Annotated in this window: 5 protein-coding genes; 1 reads left to right on the top strand and 4 read right to left on the bottom strand. The window is 47.9% G+C overall.

The window, feature by feature from the left end; all coding sequences use genetic code 11:
- Position 1 precedes the first annotated feature (1 nt).
- The gene (locus tag KIT51_10280; protein ID UYN85283.1) at positions 2–1,921 is read left to right on the top strand and encodes a response regulator; all 1,920 of its coding nucleotides are present in this window, start codon (positions 2–4) and stop codon (positions 1,919–1,921) included.
- Here KIT51_10280 and KIT51_10275 read toward each other — a convergent pair.
- The 4 genes from KIT51_10275 to KIT51_10260 all read right to left on the bottom strand — a co-directional run bounded on the left by KIT51_10275 (position 1,918) and on the right by KIT51_10260 (position 21,033).
- Positions 1,918–15,414: a hypothetical protein gene (locus tag KIT51_10275; protein UYN85282.1), complete on the bottom strand. Its 13,497-nt coding sequence runs from the start codon at positions 15,412–15,414 to the stop codon at positions 1,918–1,920. The genes KIT51_10280 and KIT51_10275 overlap by 4 nt on opposite strands.
- Before the next feature lie 78 nt (positions 15,415–15,492).
- Positions 15,493–16,770, bottom strand: coding sequence for a hypothetical protein (locus KIT51_10270; protein UYN85281.1), 1,278 nt, complete (start codon positions 16,768–16,770; stop codon positions 15,493–15,495).
- Positions 16,767–17,918, bottom strand: a complete 1,152-nt coding sequence (locus KIT51_10265) for a PorT family protein (GenBank protein ID UYN85280.1) — start codon at positions 17,916–17,918, stop codon at positions 16,767–16,769. The genes KIT51_10270 and KIT51_10265 overlap by 4 nt, the downstream gene beginning before the upstream one ends.
- Positions 17,878–21,033 carry a High-affnity carbon uptake protein Hat/HatR gene (locus KIT51_10260; protein ID UYN85279.1) on the bottom strand — a complete coding sequence of 1,052 codons (3,156 nt, stop codon included), beginning with the start codon at positions 21,031–21,033 and terminating at the stop codon, positions 17,878–17,880. The genes KIT51_10265 and KIT51_10260 overlap by 41 nt, the downstream gene beginning before the upstream one ends.
- Between the last annotated feature and the right edge of the window lie 11 nt (positions 21,034–21,044).

Raw genomic sequence — 21,044 nt, 5'->3', positions numbered from 1 at the left:
CATGAAGAACCTGATCAACTACATCAAAAAGGGGAAATTTTACCAGGCTGCCGTTGAGGACGGTTCGGATATTATTTTCATTGTTGATTTCGATGGTACCATCTTGTACCACAATGCATCCGTACGGGAAACACTCGGGTACAGGGCCAGGAGTTTGGTCGGCAAGAACTTTTTCGATTTCATCCTTCCGGAAAAGCTAAATGAATTCAGGGGCGAGTTCCATAAAAGCCGAAGAAAAGCCTACAACCAAAAAGTTGAGTTTCAGTTTCTATGCAAAGATAAAACCTACCGCTTCCTTGAGTTTAACTCCATTAACCTGAAGCACAAGGACAAATTAAATGGGTTAATACTCGATTGCCGCGACATTACGCAACGTAAAAGGGACGCGGAAGAAATGGTGCGTTTACAAAAAGCCAAGGAACAATTTTTAGCAAACATCAGTCATGAAATACGCACGCCCATAAATGGAATTGCCGGAATGGCAGGCTTGCTCAGCAAAGAACAAAATCAAGAAGAAAGGCAAACCTATCTGAACGCCATTCTCCATTCGGCTGAGAACCTGAAAGTAATTATCAATGACATCCTTGATTTGGCCGCCATTGAATCGGGTAAACTGAAATTTGAAAAAATTGCTTTTAACCTGGCCGATCTGTTACCCTCGCTGATCAGCACTTTTAAATACCAGGCCGAGGAGAAAAAGATATTATTGGACTACACCCTTGAAGAGAAAGCAAACCGCATACTCTTAGGTGACCCGGTAAGGCTTAACCAAATATTGATCAACCTCATCAGTAATGCCGTAAAATTCACACACACTGGATCCATTTTAGTAAATGCATCGGTGCAACGTGAACAAAAAGGCAAGTGTTGGATTGAAATTTCCGTTACCGATACAGGTGTGGGCATACCGGAAGAAAAGTTAAAAACCATATTCGAAAGCTTTAGCCAGGCCGATGAAAGTGTAACCAGGCGTTATGGCGGTACAGGCCTCGGCCTTACCATTGCCAAACAACTGGTAGAACTTCAAAAAGGATGTATTAGTGTAAAAAGTAAACAACATGTAGGCTCTGTCTTTTCCATTGTTATCCCCTACGCTACCTCACAATCAAAACGCCTGGTCACCTCTACTCACCCAAGGCGTAACCATCAAAAGCACACTACCCTTCAGCAGCCCGTAAACGTACTGCTGGTGGAAGATAATGATATTAACCGCCTGTACGCCCAAAGCATTTTGCGGGGCTGGAATTGTAAAACTGATGTAGCCGAAAACGGGTTGGTAGCGATTGAGAAATTGAAGAGTAAGGAATATGATGTTGTTTTGATGGACATACAAATGCCCGTAATGGATGGCTATGAGGCCACCAAAGTCATTCGCATGATGGCGCCCCCGATCAATTCCATTCCCATAGTTGCCCTAACCGCCAATGCTACCAAAAACGATATTGACCGGTGCCGCGAAGCCGGTATGAATCATTATTTGGCAAAACCTTTTACACCCGAGGATTTATACAACAAACTCTTTGAAGAACTTAAGCTGAACCATGAAATTGTACCTGTAGCCAGCGTACAAAATGAAAAGAAGCTGTATGATTTAAGTTACCTGAAAAAGGTGTCGAATAATAATAAAGCGTTTATTGACGAGATGGTGCAAACGTTTATACAAACTATTCCTGGTTCGCTTGATCAAATAGAGGAAACCTTTCAGCAAGCCGATTGGTTGAAGACTTCGCGGTTGGTTCACCAGATAAAGCCTTCATTAACTTTGTTGGGTATACATGCCCTGAAAGATACGGCAGTAATACTGGAGGAAGCGTTTAAGACAGAACCAGAACCATCGGAAGAAAATATTGATTCGCTAAGAAAATTCACCAAGGCACTTCGCCAAACGGTAAACGAGCTTAAAGCACACTTTAAAGCCTAGTGGCTATTCATAACCGCCAACTTGCGTTGCGTCACTATCCGATCGCTCTTATTGAAAATAATGATATACATGCCATTGGCTAGTCTATCAATAGCTACTTCCTGCGGATAGGTTAAGTCTTCCTGAAGCTCACCCCTCTGAACAATGATTCCGCGCTGATCAACTATACTCCAGGTGTATCCTTCCGCTTTGGCCAGTTGGTTAAATCCATTTTCCAGCGCGAAGTTTACATTCTTCGAAGCCGGGTTAGGGAATACGATGATATCACGGATTTGGGCTAGAACCGGATCATCACCCAGGCCAACAACAGTAGAGGTTGTCTTAGGCAACGACCTCACCACATACGACTGATGGATTCGTTTAGTCGTGCGATCCTGAACAAAAGCCACCAACCATAAATTATTGCCATTCGCAACAGGTACATCAATGATGGATTTAACAGGAACACTTTGTGAGGTTCCGGTAGACCATGCCGTGCTCACCGTGAGCCCTTCCGTACCAAGCAATAATTTCCTGAGCACATGAATGTTGGCGTTGGGGCCGGTACCCACAATGCTGTCGACCAAGGCCAGTTGGAAGGTAACCGGTGAATTGAATGTGCCCGTGCCGATGTATTCAAAACTTAGCAAGGCACTAATTGAATCGGTAGGGATAGCATTTTGCGTTAACGAAATTCGGAATAACGGATCTTCCAGGGCTCGTTTGTCGGCTTCGCGGGCTGTAATTTTTGCCTGATCTCCATTAAACACAGTACCATAGTAATTGCCCAAAATACCGTCCATAATGGCAGCCGGGGGTTGCGACACACCGTAAAATAAACTGCGAGACGCAGGATCAACCGGATTATTCTGGTTGAGCACATCGCTTAATGGATTGGCAATGTGGTACTGGATTTTAAAGAAATCGGACTTCTTTTTGGCAAACGGAGGACCCGGTAGAGATACATCCGTTTGGGTGAAATAAAGGTTATTCAAATAATTGTTGGCGGCCGGGTTTATGCCTGCATTGGTAAAGTATTCAACCAGTACCTCTCGTTGCTTTTCACCGATAAATATATTATCGAAAGCGAAACCTTCGTACGGACGTGTTGGCGTACCGTTATTCTCATCACTGCCGAAAGCAATCCTGAAAATAACTTCATCTCGATCGGCAGGATCAATCATATCCAGATTAAAACGTGCTGTCTTCCAGTTATTTTGTATTCCAGTCCACCCAAATTGTCCTATATTTTGCAAGCCCGGATTTCCAACCAAAGCACCTCGGTTGTACCAATTCAATCCCGCCCCACTGATGTCACCCACAGCGAACCAATTTACACCTCCATCAACGGAATATTGTAAAACTGCGCCATCACGCTGATCCTCCAAATCTGCCCAATAGTCTACCGAAACCATTGGTCGTTCGATGTTCGAGAGATTCAAACAAGGTCCAATTACAGCTGATTTTTCAGTATTATAATAAGTAGAATTTGTAGTGGATGAGCCTGGATTCAACCCTGTCCACCAGGCATTAATTGAACCACCGGAAGCTGAATTAATGATTAAACCTGAGGGTGTAGTCCAAACCCAACTATTCTCTGTTATGATCAGGTCGGCCACCTGGGTTCCGTTATTTGCTTTGGTAGCAACCCAGGTTCCCGCAGAAAGTTCAAAGTCTTCAAAATAACCTGTTGTTGGCGATGGGGTTCCATATGATTGAATAAAAACTCTTCGCACCAAATCGTTAGTACAACCATCATTGGTTTCAACCGTCAGCCTTACATCATACTGTCCGAAATTATCGTACCTGTGATTTGGGTTTGTAAAAGTACCTGTTGTTCTTCCCCCATTCGTGCCGCCCGGTATGGGTGAACCAGCAGGGCCACTTACGGTAAATCCATCATTGAATTCCCAAGTATAAAAGTCAATTGTGCTTATGCCAGGATTTGAGTTATCAACAAATTTTGTATCGTTACCGTTACAGAACTCAGACCAGTTAAAGGCCATTAAAGGCACTGGGCCTACACGTATTGTTTTAAGTGTATCCCGGAAACAACCCTCATTTGTGGTTACGCGAAGTTTAACATCATACTGTAATGGGGTATTGTATTGATAGGTTGGCTCTTGTTGAGTACTGCCGTTTCCATCGCCAAATTCCCACAGGTAATTAGAGATTGTAGCTCCATACGGGTTTGTTCCTGGTATGAAGGAGGATTCAGTAAATGTGATGTCAGAGGTTATACAAGAATTGGTAACATCAATAATGGCTTTTGGTCCAGCCGTAACCCGTATTATCCTTGCAACAGGGTTTGGCGCACCAAAGCTATTGGTGAATGTATAGACTATTGTATACAAACCGGGTGCAAGACCATCTGTTCTTAACTTAAATTTTTGATTTGCAGGAACACCACTGCCATCAAAATAAATTCTTCCGGGCGGTAGATCAGGACTTGTGAAAAGTGCCTCTTCGGGAGGAGTAAGATTTGGTATTACAACCAGTGGATCTTCAATTAAAACAAGGTCACCTTGATTAGCACAAATATATCCATTTGCCAATCCCAAGGGATCAACCTGTTCATTCTGAACCCTGAAGTTTACGTCAGTTATTGGATTAACAATCACTTGTTTGTTTGGCGAGCTAAAACAACCCGTAACAGGGTCTTGGTAGGTGTAGGTAATGATGTTCATTGCCGGAATAAGATTGGCAATTGAAGGAAAAAATGTATTTCCTGATATACCTGGGCCGGAGAAAACTCCACCACCCGGAACACCTGAAATATTCACAGGATCGCTGTTTTCAGCATACACCGGATCAAGTCCCACAATTGTCACAAAGTTCAACGTATCCCTTACCGCTACAACTACCTGATCGGATACTGCCGGGCAAACGCCCGGAGGGTCGTTGGTGGTTAACGTAAACGTAATCGATAAATTGGTGGCTGCCCGTTCGGCTGCAGAGAGCGAATATCCGGTAATCGGATTTGTGGCAATATCAAAATTGTTTGTTCCGCCTGTCCAGGTTACGGATGTTGTTGACCCGCTAAACGAGCCATTGAGTATAATATCATCGTACTCACATATGGCGAAATCCACACCGGCATTTACCTTGGCCGATTCATCCACCGTAAAATCAACATCAATAAAGGCCGGCACACAAGGTCCTGCACCATCCGGATCATTGGTTGTTAAGCGGAAGGTTACTGTATTTCCAACATCGGTTAAAGCAGTTGTGTAAGAAGCACCTACAGTAAGCCCTGTAATGCTGCTTGTGGAAAGGGTCCCATCACCGGTAATCAACGACCAACTACCTGCATTTGCGCTACCCCCTACTGTTCCCGTCAACGGTATCGAGGTGGGCTCGCATACATCTACCGTAGTACTTGGCACAAAAACAAGCGCTTGCGGATTTACGCGCAATTGAAATGTACTAGCGGCTACTGCACAAACTGCCGAAGGACTGGTTACGGTTAACGTGAAGGTTACAATGTTGTTGACATCTCCGGCACCAACTGTATAAACAGGGTTCAACACGGTCGGATCATTCAAACTACCTGTACCATTATGCGACCATACCAGGGTTCCATTGGCAATCGATGCTGTTATGGAACGTGAAGCAAAATCGAACGTGGGTGTTCCCTGGCACACGGCATCATTACTACCCGCTATGGAAACCGGTGCAGGCGTAATCGTTAATTGCATGGCATCGTTAATGCTCGAGCAACTTCCGGCACTGAAAGCAGTCAGCGTAAACGTGACAAGGCCGGTTTCGGAAGGTGATGCAAAGTAGGTTGGCGCGAGGGTGTTGGCATTGAACAATGATCCTGAGCCTGTATGGGACCAGAAAACACTCGCAATATTGGATGCGGAGGCGCCTACACTTTGACTGGCAAAGCTAAAGGTTGCACCTTGGCAAATTTCTTCATTGCTTCCGGCATCTACGATTATACCCGGTGTAATGGACAATACCATTTGATCCTGCACGCTGGGGCAAACGCCATTACCAAAGGCCGTTAAGGTGAAGGTTACCAGACCTGTTTCACCAACACCGGGTGTATAAACTGGAGATAAAGTATTCGCTCCTGCGATGGTACCAGTACCGGTACTTGTCCACAACAGCGAGCTGTAGTTGATTCCGAATGCAGGAATAAACTGTGTAGCAAAATCAAATGCCACACCTTCACAGGTCTCGGCATCGGTACCGGCATTGATAATGGCAGAAGGCGTAATGATCAGTTGCATAACATCATTTACCGCAGTGCAAGTACCGGCTGCATTCGCGGTTAACGTAAACGTGAGCGTGCCCGTCTCACCGGTTGTTGGCTGGTATATCGGTGTAAGTGTGTTGGCATTAAACAAGGTTCCTGTACCAGTGGTTGTCCATAATATTGAACTGAAGTGTGTAGCACTAGCCAAAGTGCTCTGGCTGGCAAAACTAAAGATAGAACCCTGGCAAATGGATTCTGTACTGCCCGCATCAACAACTGGTGAAGGCGTGACGGTTAAGTTCATCTGATCCTGAACGGAAGTACAACTTCCGTTTCCTGTTGCTGTCAGGGTAAAAGTAATGAGACCAAACTCCCCTACTCCGGGCGTGTAGGTTGGTGTAAGGGTGTTGGCATTAAATAAAGTCCCGGTTCCTGTGGTTGTCCATGTAAGGCTAAAAAAGTTTGAGCCGCTTGCTGGTACTGCACGCGTTCCAAAATTAAAGGATGTAGTCTGGCAAACTTCGGCATCGCCCCCTGCATGGATTAGCGGACGCGGGGTAATCACAAGATTCATGGTGCTGTTTACCGGAACACAGCTTCCGTTTCCTGTTGCGGTGAGTGTAAACGTAAGCGTACCCGTTTCACCAGGTGAAGGCACATAGGTTGGCGTTAATGTGTTGCCATTAAAAATAGTCCCTGTTCCATTGGTTGTCCAGGTGATTGAACTGAAGTTAGAAGCCGTAGCCGGTGAGGATTGCGTATTGAAATTAAAGGTAAGGCCTTCGCAGATTTCCTGGTTGCTACCAGCGCTTACAACCGGTGCCGGTGTAATCGCCAACTGCATCTGGCTTTGCACTGTGGGGCAGCTTCCATTACCCACAGCCGTTAATGTAAAGGTGATACTTCCCAAATCGCTGACAGCCGGTGTGTATGATGGCGTTAGGGTAGTCTCGTTCACAAGAGTACCTGACCCCGTTGTTGTCCAGAGCAGGGATTGAAAATTGGTTGCTGTTGCCGGGGTGCTTTGCGATGCAAAATTAAAGGTGACACCGGCACAGGTTTCGGCATTGCTTCCCGCAGATACGGTTACTGATGGTGTAATCGTCAAAACCATGACATCGGTAACTGCACCACAACTACCTGTGCTGTTAGCTTGTAAAGTAAATGTTACCAAACCAGTCTCTGCGGGCCCTGGCAAATATGTTGGGGTTAAGGTTGTGCTGTTAAATAATGTACCGGTACCCGTATGGCTCCAGGCCAATGAACTAAAATTAGCCGCTGATGCCCCTGTCGTTTGAGATGAGAATGGGAATAATGACCCCTGGCAAATTTCAACATCACTACCGGCATCTACTACAGGTGTAGGGGTGATGGTTAAAATCATTTGATCATCAACAGTGGGGCAAGCCCCGGTTGCGGTTGCTGTTAACGTAAATGTTACAAGCCCAAACTCACCAACACCCGGCACATACGTAGGTGTTAGGGTGGTTTGATTTGAAAGGGTACCTGTGCCTGTAGTAGTCCAAAGCAATGAACTGAAATCCGATGCTGTAGCAGGAGTTACCTGGGACGTAAAATTGAATGTGGAACCCTGACATATTTCGGCATCACTGCCAGCATTAACCGAAGCGCTCGGGGAAATTGTTACCAAAAGTGGGGCTGTGGTAATGGCACAACCCGTTGCTGTAATCGTTTCAGTAAGTGTAACGGAACCAACACCTGAACCCGCCCAAGTAACCTGAATCGTTGAAGTACCCGACCCCGAAACAATGCTACCGCCTACTACTTCCCACAAGTAGGAATTACCGATAACATTTGGTGTAGTGTATACAACGCCTGTTTGGTTAGAACATACTGAGTTTGATCCGGAGATAACGGGAGTCGGGTTTGGATTAATTGCTACAGTGTAAAAAGGAGTTGTAACGGAACATATGCCGACTGTTTCAAGTAATTGAAGTGTGCCCGTTCCGGCTGAGCCCCAATTAATTGTAACGGTGTTATCGGTAGACGAACCAACAATCGTACCCCCTGCTATTGACCAACTGTAGGTGTTACCTGCTACAAGCGGAGTACTGTAAACCACATTGGTAGCATTAGCGCAGACTGAATTTAACCCACTGATGACAGGTGTTGGTATGGGATTGATATTAACCACGTAAGGCGGTGTAGTAACCGAACAACTGCTGGCCGGGATAAACTCGGTAAGCGTTACTGAGCCTACCCCTGCACCTCCCCAATTAACGGTGATGGAACTGGTGCCCGCCCCGGAGACTATACTTCCGCCAACAACAGTCCATGTATAACCGTTACCAGGCACATTGGGCGTTGTGTAAGTAACTCCCGCTTCATTCGCGCAAACAGATGTCAACCCACCAATAACCGGAGTTGGAATGGGGTTAATATTTACGGTAAATACCGGGGTTGTTATGGAGCAGCCCGTGGCAATAATGGTTTCGGTTAATTCAATAGTACCGGTTCCTGCACCGCCCCAATCAACAACAATACTGTTCCCGGTCGAAGGTCCATCAATAACGCCTCCGGTTACAACCCATGCATAACTTCTGCCGGCAATTAAAGGTGTGCTGTAAACTTTATCCTGATCGTTGGCACATACGAAATTGTTTCCGCTGATTACCGGTGCAGGTCTTGGATTTATCGTTACTGTAAGTGGCGTGGCGCTTACTGCACATCCTGTTGCAGTAACAAACTCGGTTACTGCAACCTCCCCGATTCCAGGCGCTCCCCATTGAACATAAATTTCATGGGTGCCAATGCCACCAACTATTGCTCCACCTAATACGCTCCAGTTATAAAAATTACCCGGTGTGTTTGGCGTAGAGTATATTGTGATCTCACTTATTTGGTTGGCGCATACTGCGTTAAGTCCTGAAATTACCGGGGAAGGTGCCGTGTTTATAGTAACGTTAAATAAAGAAGTTGTTACCGCGCAGCCCGAAGCCGTGATCGTTTCCGTTAGCTGAACTGTTCCGGTACCTGGTGTAGCCCCCCAATCAACAACGATACTGTTGCCAGTAGATGAACCATTAATCGTACCCCCGGTAACTACCCAACTGTAGGTATGACCCACAACATTCGGGGTGCTGTAAACACTGCCCAGTGTGTTGGCACAAACGGTATTGGCACCGGTAATAAAAGGCGTTGGGTTTGGATTGATGGTTACCGATAACGGTGCGGATGTGGTAACACAACCTGTGGTTGGAATAAACTCAATAAGCGTAACGGAACCTGCTCCTGCACTGCCCCAATTAACGGTAATAGAATTCGTACCTGCACCGCCTGCAATTGTGCCTCCCAATACTGACCAGATATAGATATTTCCGGGAGTGTTGGGTGATGAATAAACCAACCCTGTCTGATTAGCACAAACCGTTGACGTGCCGCTAACCACTGGCGTTGGCACAGGGTTGATAATAACTGTTAAAGGAGCAGCAATTGTTGAGCAAGAGCTTGCATCGATGGTTTCGGTAAGTTGTACGGTGCCTGTTCCGGATGCGCCCCAGTTAACCTGTATACTTGCAGTCCCTGCACCAGAGGCTATTGTTCCTCCGGTTACTGTCCAGGAGTAACTCCTCCCGGCATTTGCAGGTGTTGAGTAAATAACCCCTGATTGGTTTGCGCAAACTGTATTAGGTCCGGTAATTACCGGAGTTGGCTTGGGATCAATCGTTACTGGATAAGCCGGTGTGGTTATTGAGCAACCGGTTGCTGTTATGGTTTCCGTAAGGGTAACTGTTCCAACACCTGCAGCACCCCAATTCACCGTTACCGCATTTGAGGTTGCTCCGGAGGCAATTGATCCTCCGGTCACAGACCAGGAATAGGTATGACCAACAACATTCGGGGTAGAATAGACTATTCCTAATGTATTCTCGCAAACAGAAGAAGCACCGCTGATAACGGGTGTTGGATTGGGATTGATAACTACATTAAGTGGTGTGGCAATTGTCGTACAACTTGTTGCATTTATGGTTTCTGTAAGTTCAACCAGGCCTACCCCTGATCCACCCCAGTTTACCTGGATGGTTGCCGTGCCTGCACCGCTCGCTATAGTTCCACCCGTAACATTCCAACTATAAGTTCTACCTCCGGCAGATGGCGTAGAATACGTAACATTCAATTGATTGGCGCAAACACTATTTACACCCGAAATAACCGGAGTTGGGTTAGGGTTTACAGTAACATTTAAGTTTGGCGTTGTCGAAGAGCAACCCGTTATTGTATTGGTACGGATAACCCTGACTTGCTTTGCACCTGTTGTTGCCCACGTAACGACAATATCAGGTGTACCATCACCTGAAAGAATTGTTCCCCCACCCGTTACTACCCAACTGTAACTAATATCGGGTATGTTGGCCGTTGAATATGTTGCGCTTGCCCCCTGGCATACTGATGTTGACCCGGTAACTGTTCCGGTGGGCAATGGGTTTTTGGTTACATTGAAAATAGGGGTAAGCGTTGAACACCCGCTTGCTGTAATGGTTTCGGTCACGCGTAAAGTACCGGTTCCTGCTGCACCCCAATTAACTGTAATATTGGCAGTGCCCGCGCCTGATGCAATAGTACCCCCTGTAATAGTCCATGCATAGGTATGGCCAACCGTTGATGGTGTGCTGTAAGCAACGCCATTTTGGTTTGCACAGACAACATTAGGCCCTGAAATCACAGGAGTTGGATTAGGATTGATCGTTACGTTATACACCGGTGATAACGTTGAACAGCCGGTAGCAGTAATAGTCTCGGTTACACGAACGGTACCGGCACCTGCTGCACCCCAATCTACCGTAACTGAATTATTGATGGCCGGTCCAATAATGGCTCCACCGGTAACTACCCAACTATAGGTTCGTCCTGCAACAAGTGGTGTGCTGTAAACAACCCCAGCTTGATTGGCGCATACTGCAGCAGGACCTGAAATAGTTGGTGCTGGGTTCGGATTTATCGTAACATCATAAGCCGGAGAAAGTGTAGAACAACCGGTAGCGGTTACTGTTTGAAGAACCCTTACTGTTCCTGCTCCGGCAGCATCCCAGGTAACGGTTATGGTATTGGTTCCCGCCCCTGCCGTTATTGTACCTCCCGTAACATTCCACACATAAGTATTACCCGAAACGGATGGTGTGGTGTATTGAAGACCTGCTTGATTTGCACAAGCAGCGGCTGGCCCTGAAATAGAAGGGCTGGGATTGGGGTTTATCGTTACCGGATAGTCTGTTGTTTGTGTTGAACAACCGGTAGCCGTTATGGTTTCAGTCACGCGTAACGTACCCGAGCCCGCTATACCCCAGTTTATGGTTACGCTGTTATTTGTTGATGGTCCAACGATAGTACCCCCAGTTACAATCCACGAATAAGTATGTCCCCCAATATTTGGAGTGCTGTAAACAACACCAGATTGATTCGCACACACCGAGTTTGGCCCACCAATTACCGGGGCAGGACCTGGATTAATCGTAACATTAAATAAAGGCGAAACCGTTGAGCAACCTGTGGCCGTTACGGTTTGCGTAACCTGAACACTTCCCGAACCGGCTGAGCCCCAAGTAACGGTTATTGAGTTAGTGCCAGCACCTGCGGAAATACTTCCGCCTACCACTGACCATGCATAAGTATTTCCAATTACGTTGGGAGTCGAATAAACCTGACCACCCTGATTTTCGCACACTGGTGAGGAGCCGGTAATGGAAGGTGTTGGATTTGGGTTTTTAGTGACGTTGTAAAAAGGTGTGATGGTTGAGCAACCAGTAATCGAATTGGTTTCCGTTACCCTCACTGTACCTGCGCCTGCAACACCCCAATCGACAACAACAGTGCTTATGTTGTTAGCACCAACAATTGTTCCTCCGGTTACTGTCCATAAATAAGTATTGGATGTTTCATCTGTAGTGCTGTACACCACCCCGGTTTGGTTGGCACATACCGAGTTGGGGCCACTGATCGATGGCGTGGGGTTCGGGTTGACGGTGACGTTGTACAACGGTGTGGTGGTCGCGCAACCGGTGGCGGTCACCGTCTGCGTTACCTGTACCGTGCCTGCACCGGCAGCCCCCCACGTTACCGTGATGCTGTTCGTGCCCGCACCGGAGGTGATGCTGCCCCCCACTACCGACCAGGAATACGTATTGCCCACAACATTTGCCGTGCTGTACACCAGCCCCCCCTGGTTGGCACAGGCCGTGGTCGGCCCTGCAATCGAGGGCGATGGGTTGGCGTTGATCGTTACGTTGTATAACGGTGTCACCGTTGAACAGCTTGTGGCCGTGATCGTTTCGGTAACCTGTACCGTGCCCGGGCCGGCTACGCCCCAGTCCACCGTTACACTGTTATTGGTCGAGGGGCCTACGATCGTGCCACCGCTAACCGACCAGGAATAGGTGTGCCCAACGGTGTTGGACGTGCTGTACACTACCCCGGCCTGGTTGGCACATACCGAGTTGGGGCCACTGACCGATGGCGTGGGGTTCGGGTTGACGGTGACGTTGTACAACGGTGTGGTGGTCGCGCAACCGGTGGCGGTCACCGTCTGCGTTACCTGTACCGTGCCTGCACCGGCAGCCCCCCACGTTACCGTGATGCTGTTCGTGCCCGCACCGGAGGTGATGCTGCCCCCCACTACCGACCAGGAATACGTATTGCCCACAACATTTGCCGTGCTGTACACCAGCCCCCCCTGGTTGGCACAGGCCGTGGTCGGCCCTGCAATCGAGGGCGATGGGTTGGCGTTGATCGTTACGTTGTATAACGGTGTCACCGTTGAACAGCTTGTGGCCGTGATCGTTTCGGTAACCTGTACCGTGCCCGGGCCGGCTACGCCCCAGTCCACCGTTACACTGTTATTGGTCGAGGGGCCTACGATCGTGCCACCGCTAACCGACCAGGAATAGGTGTGCCCAACGGTGTTGGACGTGCTGTACACTACCCCGGCCTGGTTGGCACATACCGAGTTGGGGCCACTGACCGATGGCGTGGGGTTCGGGTTGACGGTGACGTTGTACAACGGTGTGGTGGTCGCGCAACCGGTGGCGGTCACCGTCTGCGTTACCTGTACCGTGCCTGCACCGGCAGCCCCCCACGTTACCGTGATGCTGTTCGTGCCCGCACCGGAGGTGATGCTGCCCCCCACTACCGACCAGGAATACGTATTGCCCACAACATTTGCCGTGCTGTACACCAGCCCCCCCTGGTTGGCACAGGCCGTGGTCGGCCCTGCAATCGAGGGCGATGGGTTGGCGTTGATCGTTACGTTGTATAACGGTGTCACCGTTGAACAGCTTGTGGCCGTGATCGTTTCGGTAACCTGTACCGTGCCCGGGCCGGCTACGCCCCAGTCCACCGTTACACTGTTATTGGTCGAGGGGCCTACGATCGTGCCACCGCTAACCGACCAGGAATAGGTGTGCCCAACGGTGTTGGACGTGCTGTACACTACCCCGGCCTGGTTGGCACATACCGAGTTGGGGCCACTGACCGATGGCGTGGGGTTCGGGTTGACGGTGACGTTGTACAACGGTGTGGTGGTCGCGCAACCGGTGGCGGTCACCGTCTGCGTTACCTGTACCGTGCCTGCACCGGCAGCCCCCCACGTTACCGTGATGCTGTTCGTGCCCGCACCGGAGGTGATGCTGCCCCCCACTACCGACCAGGAATACGTATTGCCCACAACATTTGCCGTGCTGTACACCAGCCCCCCCTGGTTGGCACAGGCCGTGGTCGGCCCTGCAATCGAGGGCGATGGGTTGGCGTTGATCGTTACGTTGTATAACGGTGTCACCGTTGAACAGCTTGTGGCCGTGATCGTTTCGGTAACCTGTACCGTGCCCGGGCCGGCTACGCCCCAGTCCACCGTTACACTGTTATTGGTCGAGGGGCCTACGATCGTGCCACCGCTAACCGACCAGGAATAGGTGTGCCCAACGGTGTTGGACGTGCTGTACACTACCCCGGCCTGGTTGGCACATACCGAGTTGGGGCCACTGACCGATGGCGTGGGGTTCGGGTTGACGGTGACGTTGTACAACGGTGTGGTGGTCGCGCAACCGGTGGCGGTCACCGTCTGCGTTACCTGTACCGTGCCTGCACCGGCAGCCCCCCACGTTACCGTGATGCTGTTCGTGCCCGCACCGGAGGTGATGCTGCCCCCCACTACCGACCAGGAATACGTATTGCCCACAACATTTGCCGTGCTGTACACCAGCCCCCCCTGGTTGGCACAGGCCGTGGTCGGCCCTGCAATCGAGGGCGATGGGTTGGCGTTGATCGTTACGTTGTATAACGGTGTCACCGTTGAACAGCTTGTGGCCGTGATCGTTTCGGTAACCTGTACCGTGCCCGGGCCGGCTACGCCCCAGTCCACCGTTACACTGTTATTGGTCGAGGGGCCTACGATCGTGCCACCGCTAACCGACCAGGAATAGGTGTGCCCAACGGTGTTGGACGTGCTGTACACTACCCCGGCCTGGTTGGCACATACCGAGTTGGGGCCACTGACCGATGGCGTGGGGTTCGGGTTTACTGTGGTTACAATGGGTGCGCTTTCAGCACTGCAACCAACTGCACTGGTTACTTTAACTTTTATATTTTGCCCGTTGGTGAGCGAGCTGGTAACGTAAGTATCGGAGGGTCCATTCTGAACTGTGAATCCATTTAGAAAGAACTCATAGTTAGCCTGGCCGGCTGGAAGACCAGTAAAGGTTACTGTTTGACCAGCACAAATCGTATTATCAGCATCACTGCTGGTAAGGGCAGCGGCCGGGGGCAACGCGCTGGTAATCGTACCCACAATGGTTCCATTAACCAATCCCTGGATATTTGCAGTGCCGCCAGTTCGTGTGATGTTCAAGGTTTGGGCGGGGCCGCTAACGGCACGTACCTGAAGTCCGGATATGATAATAGCATCAAATTTGTCTGTGCCGGTATTATTAAAGGCGCTGAATGTTATAGATATAGAATTGGCAAGAATTGTAAATGAATTGATAACCACATCGTCAACTCCAGGTGTTGAGAAGACAGAACCGACCCCTGGCACAAACTGAAAATCAGCCGGGATCCCAAGAGTTAAAGTAATATCAATCCAGTCCCCGAAAGGGCCACCTATAGCATCATCATCTAGTGCATTTCCTGCATCCGTTTCTGCAATTACAATACTGGTAAGGTTAACAGCATCGCCACCCACACAAATGGGCACCCCGCCAGAGGTAATAGCAGGCGTAATGGTAACATTGGCCTGAGAAAAAGCGGAAAAAGCCCCAACCACGAAGAGAATTCCGAATAAAACACGGTAGAATTGAGGCATAGGTTAAAGTAATCCGACTGTAGACAATTAATAACGCATTATCAAAATTGTAACCCTAAAAACAAAATATTTACTACGTTAAAATGTACCATTTGGACGCAGTTTAATCAAGGCGATTTTATCTTGTTCTGCAGCCAACTTCATAGTACCCAAAATCAGCAAGTCGCCAGTTGGCAACTCCGCTACCGCTGCTCCGCGATCGTCATTATCAACAGCCCCAAACTTTACCGTAAACTCCGGCACCAATCCAGTACTCATTTTAGCAAACACAATATCGCGATTGCCGGCCGGGTTTATTTCATTCGCTAAAATCAAGTATGAAGTTGACGCTGCGGTAACTGCAGCACCTTCGTATTCGTTGGCCCCACTAAGTATAACGCCTTCTGCAATTATGGAACTAAGCGAACTCGAAACCACAGTAGCATAGACTTTGCGATTGGCCCCGTTAAAATCGGATTGTGTTCCAATTGCACAAAATGTGTTTAACAATGGTTTATCGGAAAACGCAACCATTTTTTCATCCAGGTTGAGACTTCCGGAAAACATTGACACAGCAGCGGCTGAAGGATTGCCAGCGAATAACCTGAAAATCAGATTATGTTCATGTTCATTATTATCGGGCAAGTTACCTGATGTCAGCTCATCGGAATAGGCTGCATAAACAAATGAACTTCCCGATGGAACAACCTTTACGGCTGAACCTTCATAAGAGCCGCCTATCCGGTCATCAAATTCGATAGTATAATCACTCCGCAAACGGACGATTAAATAATCTTCCAAAATGGGTGGTGGGGTGTTGAGCAAAACATTTTTATCACTACCGGCATCAATATCGGTTGTCAGTCCCGACAGGTAAAAGATGCCCGAAGGGATTGATGATACCGATAGGCCTTTTAAGCTTAAGTATTGAGAATAGGTGTAGCTTTTAAGACTGTCACCATTCGAATTGATTACCGTGAGCCTTATGTTCTTTCGATCAACAGCCACATCAAAATTGGAGAGCACGAGGTAATTTCCCGCATCAGGCCCACCAATAATCGGTTCAATATCGGCAGCCTCTTCATTAAAATCTGAACCAAGCGTTTTATTCCAAATTTCCTTGCCATCAACATCAGTCTTGACAAGATAAATGCGTTTTGTTTGCACCAATTGGCCAAAGGTGACTGTGCCCAGGATAATGACAGAACCATCATTGCCCACTACAAAATCCATGGCTTCGTGATTTCCATCACCGCCATAAAACTTGATAAAATAATTTTTAAATGCCGGATCGATATTATTCTTCGTGTCGCAGGTAAAAAGTGAAAGCGATCCCACGATAACTAACCATCCCACCCATTGTTGCTTTACTTTCATTTTGCAGATTTATTGATGTCTCTCAGGATAGATTTGGTGCGTGCGTGCTTCAACTTACGCGGGTTGTAAAACGGATGATAATATCCAATGCTGATGGAAAAATTATCCATCCGGAACATATCATCTGCATGACCGAGTTCAGCCAAAACACCTGAATAACTTGCCGATGATGTCGGCACAACGAGGTTAGACAACCCCAGGTAATAACGAACATCAACAAAGAAATAATCAAGCCCATATTTATACCGCAAGCCACCCCCTACCAGTAGCGATCGATTAAGGGTATTCCTGAAGTCCATCAGCGATCGTTTGGGGATTTCGCGTTCGGGCAGGATTAAAGGATTAAGGTCTGAGAGATCGCGTTTTTGCGAAACAAACTTAGCGTTATCGGAGGTGATTAAGTGGATAGCAAATCCACCATACCCATAGGGACGCAATTTACCCGTTGTGTAAGAATACTTAACGAAGACAGGTATAGTAAACCAGGATTGGTTAGAGGTCAAATCCAGGAGATCGTCACTAAACCTTGTTTGTACCTTGCGGTATGATGTAAAACGCCACTCGCCCTCTGCGCCAATGGACAGGAATCGATTAAAATTAAAATCAATACCGCCAGCCAACTGAAAGCCTAAGCGCAAATTATAGTTGTTGTTAACAGGAAGGCCTGAGGGGCTAACCGTTTCAATTACCCTTACCGGAGCGGTATTCCCACCTACCCGGGCAAATACAGAGAAGATTGGGTCGGCTGTAAACTTTTTACTCAGGTAGACCAGGTCAATCGGGTGTAATGCGGTGTCCGTTTCAAACTCCGGGTTGGCGCGAAGTACTTCAAGGTAACTATTTTCGGCAGCCAGCGGATCGTCCAGCAAAAGATAGGTTTGCGCCAATAATAAAAATGCACGCTGTCTTTGCTCCCGGGAGAACCCACGGTCAATACAGGGCTTTAGCATTATTGGAACACCGTAAAACCTTCCGGCATTAAACTCTTCAATGGCATTGATAAGCGTTCGCTCACAATCGGTGCGGTCCTCCTGGGCAAAGGCAGGCCAGGTAAACACACTGATGATGAAAAAGCCAACTATAAATCGTATCAATCCCATGCCATGGCTAATAATCTTTGATGAGCAGGTTAACGCAGGTCGATTCATATTTTATATCATCCCCTACGTACTTCTTCCACTCCTCTTCTGTCATATTTCGTTTTAACTGCGGGCATATTTGGTTAGCCAGCAATTGCGGATCGGTTGGCCATACCCTTATCTCCGATTCATGTCCTGCGGCAATTAAATATTTTGAGTCGTTAGAGAACGCTATGTCCCAAATAAACCCGTTGTTGTTGTCCATTTTAACCGGAAGGTCTTCAATGAAATCAAGCACCCACATCTGCAGCAAACGGTCACTGCCGGCACTGGCCAATAGTTTCCCATCCGGGCTAAACTCAACATCATAAACACCTGCCTTATGGCCGGTGAATTGTCTTTCTTCCTTGCGCTGGCCTATGTTGTATAACTTCACCAAACCACGCTTCTCATTCTTTTCAAAAGTTCCGTAAGCAACCATTTTTCCATCGGGGCTATAGTTAACGGAAAGTATTTGCGATGCTTCATAGCTAACCAGTGTTTCGATGGCATTGGTCTCAAGATTGACCAAAACTAGTTGGCCTGTCCACGAAGCTCCTACCAGGTTTTTGCTATCGGGGCTAATGGATATGGCCTTAAGTTCTGATGGTGTTGTAACTAAGGTTCGTACTTTTCCGGTTTGATGATCGACAAATGAAAGTGTTTTATCGGATTTGCTCACAATAAAACCTGAATTATCCGGAAGGAATTCAATCGCATTGGTTGCGCCTTTAAGGTTGCTGACGAGTAACGGTTTGGCAGTTTCTTTTTGCAAATCAAATACCTGGACCGTTGCGGAATCTGTTCCATTAACCAGGTAGCGTTCGTCTTTACTTAAGGCCAGCACTTTGTTGGGGAAAGGATTTTGATAAGCTGTTGGCTTACCGGTGCGCTTTTCATAATCCCCCATAAAAATCCTTCCATCGGCCCCAGCCGCATAATAAGTTGTGCCCTTATCGGAAATCGCCAGTGCATTCATCCGGTTGCGTGAAGGCCCAGGTACTTTAATGGCATTATAACTTAAACCGGATGAAACGGTTAAGGCATGGTACAACGCATTGTATATGTACGGATCATAACGCTTACCGTCATACCGTTTATGAAAGTGATAGGCCTGCATGGCCAATGTGCCGGCCAGGTCCTTGTCGTCATCTTCCTGAACAGATTTACCTGCCATCTCCTGGGCTTTAGCCAGAAAGTATAATCGGTTGGCTACTTCAAAATTTGCTTCAGCGCGGGCTGTCTCCTGTTCGGCAAATAATCTGGCTGCCCTTTCCTGTTCACCTGCGGTAATTGCTTCTTGTGTACGTTGCTGTGCTAATAGCAATAAGGCTTCTGCCCTATCCCTTTCAATTTTTGCTATTTTCAAGGCGTCTTCAACGGCACCTTTTGCTTCTTCCAACTCTTTATTGGCTGCTTCAACTTTTAGTCGCTGCGCCTCTGCATCTTGCCTGGCTAACTCAGCAGCATTGGCCTGCTCAATGGCTTTGGCTTCCTGTAATTTTGCTTCAATAGCACTGTTATCTGCGGCAATCTTTTGCGTGTAAGCAAACACCAGGAACAGCAATGCTATCACGGCAGCTATACCTAAAACAATAGCGGTAACACGTGCCCGCTGCAGCATACGCTTCTGCTGCAACTCCTGGTTTTTTAACTCCGCTTCATAGGTAATGCGGCTGGTGTCCAGAAATACAATAGCCCGCTCAAAAGCTTCATCGTAACGTTGCGCCCATTCGCGTGTAGGGCGTTGTTTCTTCTGCCAGTTAAGGGCCAGTTGCAAATCGGGAGGCCTCCACAAACTGGTCTTTCCGATCTGGTACATCGCGGCCGCCTCCGAAATGCGCTTGTACATGGCGGCCGATTCAAACTCCTCCTCTACCCAGGTGTTCAATCGGTTCCAAATACGCATCAAGCTTTCATGAGAAAGTTCAACCTGTGAATCGGCATTTAACGAAATGGTATGGGCAGGCATAAGGAATGATCGCCCTGGTTTGCGAAAATGTTCTACCACCTCGGCAATCTCATCTTCATCGGCATCGGATATTTCAGCAATCAAGCCTAACCGGGCAGGCCTACGCATACCCCGGTTATCGGCACTTTTTTCAGTTACGCTTTTAAAAAGTATTTCGGCAATCTCCTTTTGGCGCGGAGATAATTCATCAAAAATTTCATTGGCATGAAGGGATAACGCCTGGCTTATTTTGCCAATGGCATTGTAATGCCGGATGTCCATCGGTTCACCGGGTTCGCGATTGGCAACCCAGTAATCCCAGGTGCGCATTAATGCGTGCTGCAGGATGGGCAACTGATCCTGATTGCGGCCCATATCGGCCAAAAGGCGTTTCACTAAGCGTTGTGATATACGACCACCGCCAACCGCAATAGGCCCCTCAATGGCCATACGTTTTTGATCCCGCGTCATTTGCGGAACCAGGTAATTACTTTCGTTTATTATTTCTGTTAATCCACTGAAGGCAGAACACTTGGCAATAAAATCTGACCGCATGGTAACAGCAATATATACCGGTGTATCTTGTTGATGGATAGCATTGAGAATAAGGTTTACGTAGAGCTGAGTCTCGTCAAATACTTCATCAGATGACTCAGTCTCGTGAAAGCGAAACAACTCCTCAAACTGGTCGACCATGAAAAATACATTGTCGAGTTTGTGCTGCTGTAAATATTTTGAAACTTCGATAAGTCCATGTGACCCGCTGCGCAATACTGAATTAATAATTGCTGTGTGAACGGCACGGTCATCTTCAGCAACCCTATTGTGCGCGATCAGATAATCAACAACAGCATCGGTGAGGTTTTGTAGCGGTGAGGCTCCCGGCCGGGCAATGATAACATGCCAATGCGGACTTGAATGGGTAACAAAGCCGCCATACAATACGGGTACCAATCCACACGACATTAAAGAAGATTTTCCGCTCCCGGAATAACCCATTACACAAACAAACCTGTTGCGGGAGAGCTTAAGTAAAATATCATCAACTTGTCCCTCACGGCCAAAGTAGAGATGACATTCATCTACCGTAAAAGGGCGCAATCCGGGAAAGGGATTGGAACCATCCGGTTGAATCTCAGTCAACACATCGTACTCTGCCTGGTTTCTTTCCGTATGGGATGATTGCGTCAGCATGCAGCGCTACA

The sequence above is a fragment of the Cyclobacteriaceae bacterium genome (genome assembly GCA_025808415.1).
Classification (GTDB): Bacteria; Bacteroidota; Bacteroidia; order Cytophagales; family Cyclobacteriaceae; genus UBA2336.
The sequence above is the reverse complement of the archived record's forward strand: the minus strand, read 5'-3'. Positions and strand labels throughout refer to the sequence as shown.

Coding starts and splice junctions, on each gene's coding strand:
- KIT51_10280 (UYN85283.1), top strand. CDS start 2: ATGAAGAACCTGATCAACTACATCAAAAAGGGGAAATTTTACCAGGCT.
- KIT51_10275 (UYN85282.1), bottom strand. CDS start 15,414: ATGCCTCAATTCTACCGTGTTTTATTCGGAATTCTCTTCGTGGTTGGG.
- KIT51_10270 (UYN85281.1), bottom strand. CDS start 16,770: ATGAAAGTAAAGCAACAATGGGTGGGATGGTTAGTTATCGTGGGATCG.
- KIT51_10265 (UYN85280.1), bottom strand. CDS start 17,918: ATGAATCGACCTGCGTTAACCTGCTCATCAAAGATTATTAGCCATGGC.
- KIT51_10260 (UYN85279.1), bottom strand. CDS start 21,033: ATGCTGACGCAATCATCCCATACGGAAAGAAACCAGGCAGAGTACGAT.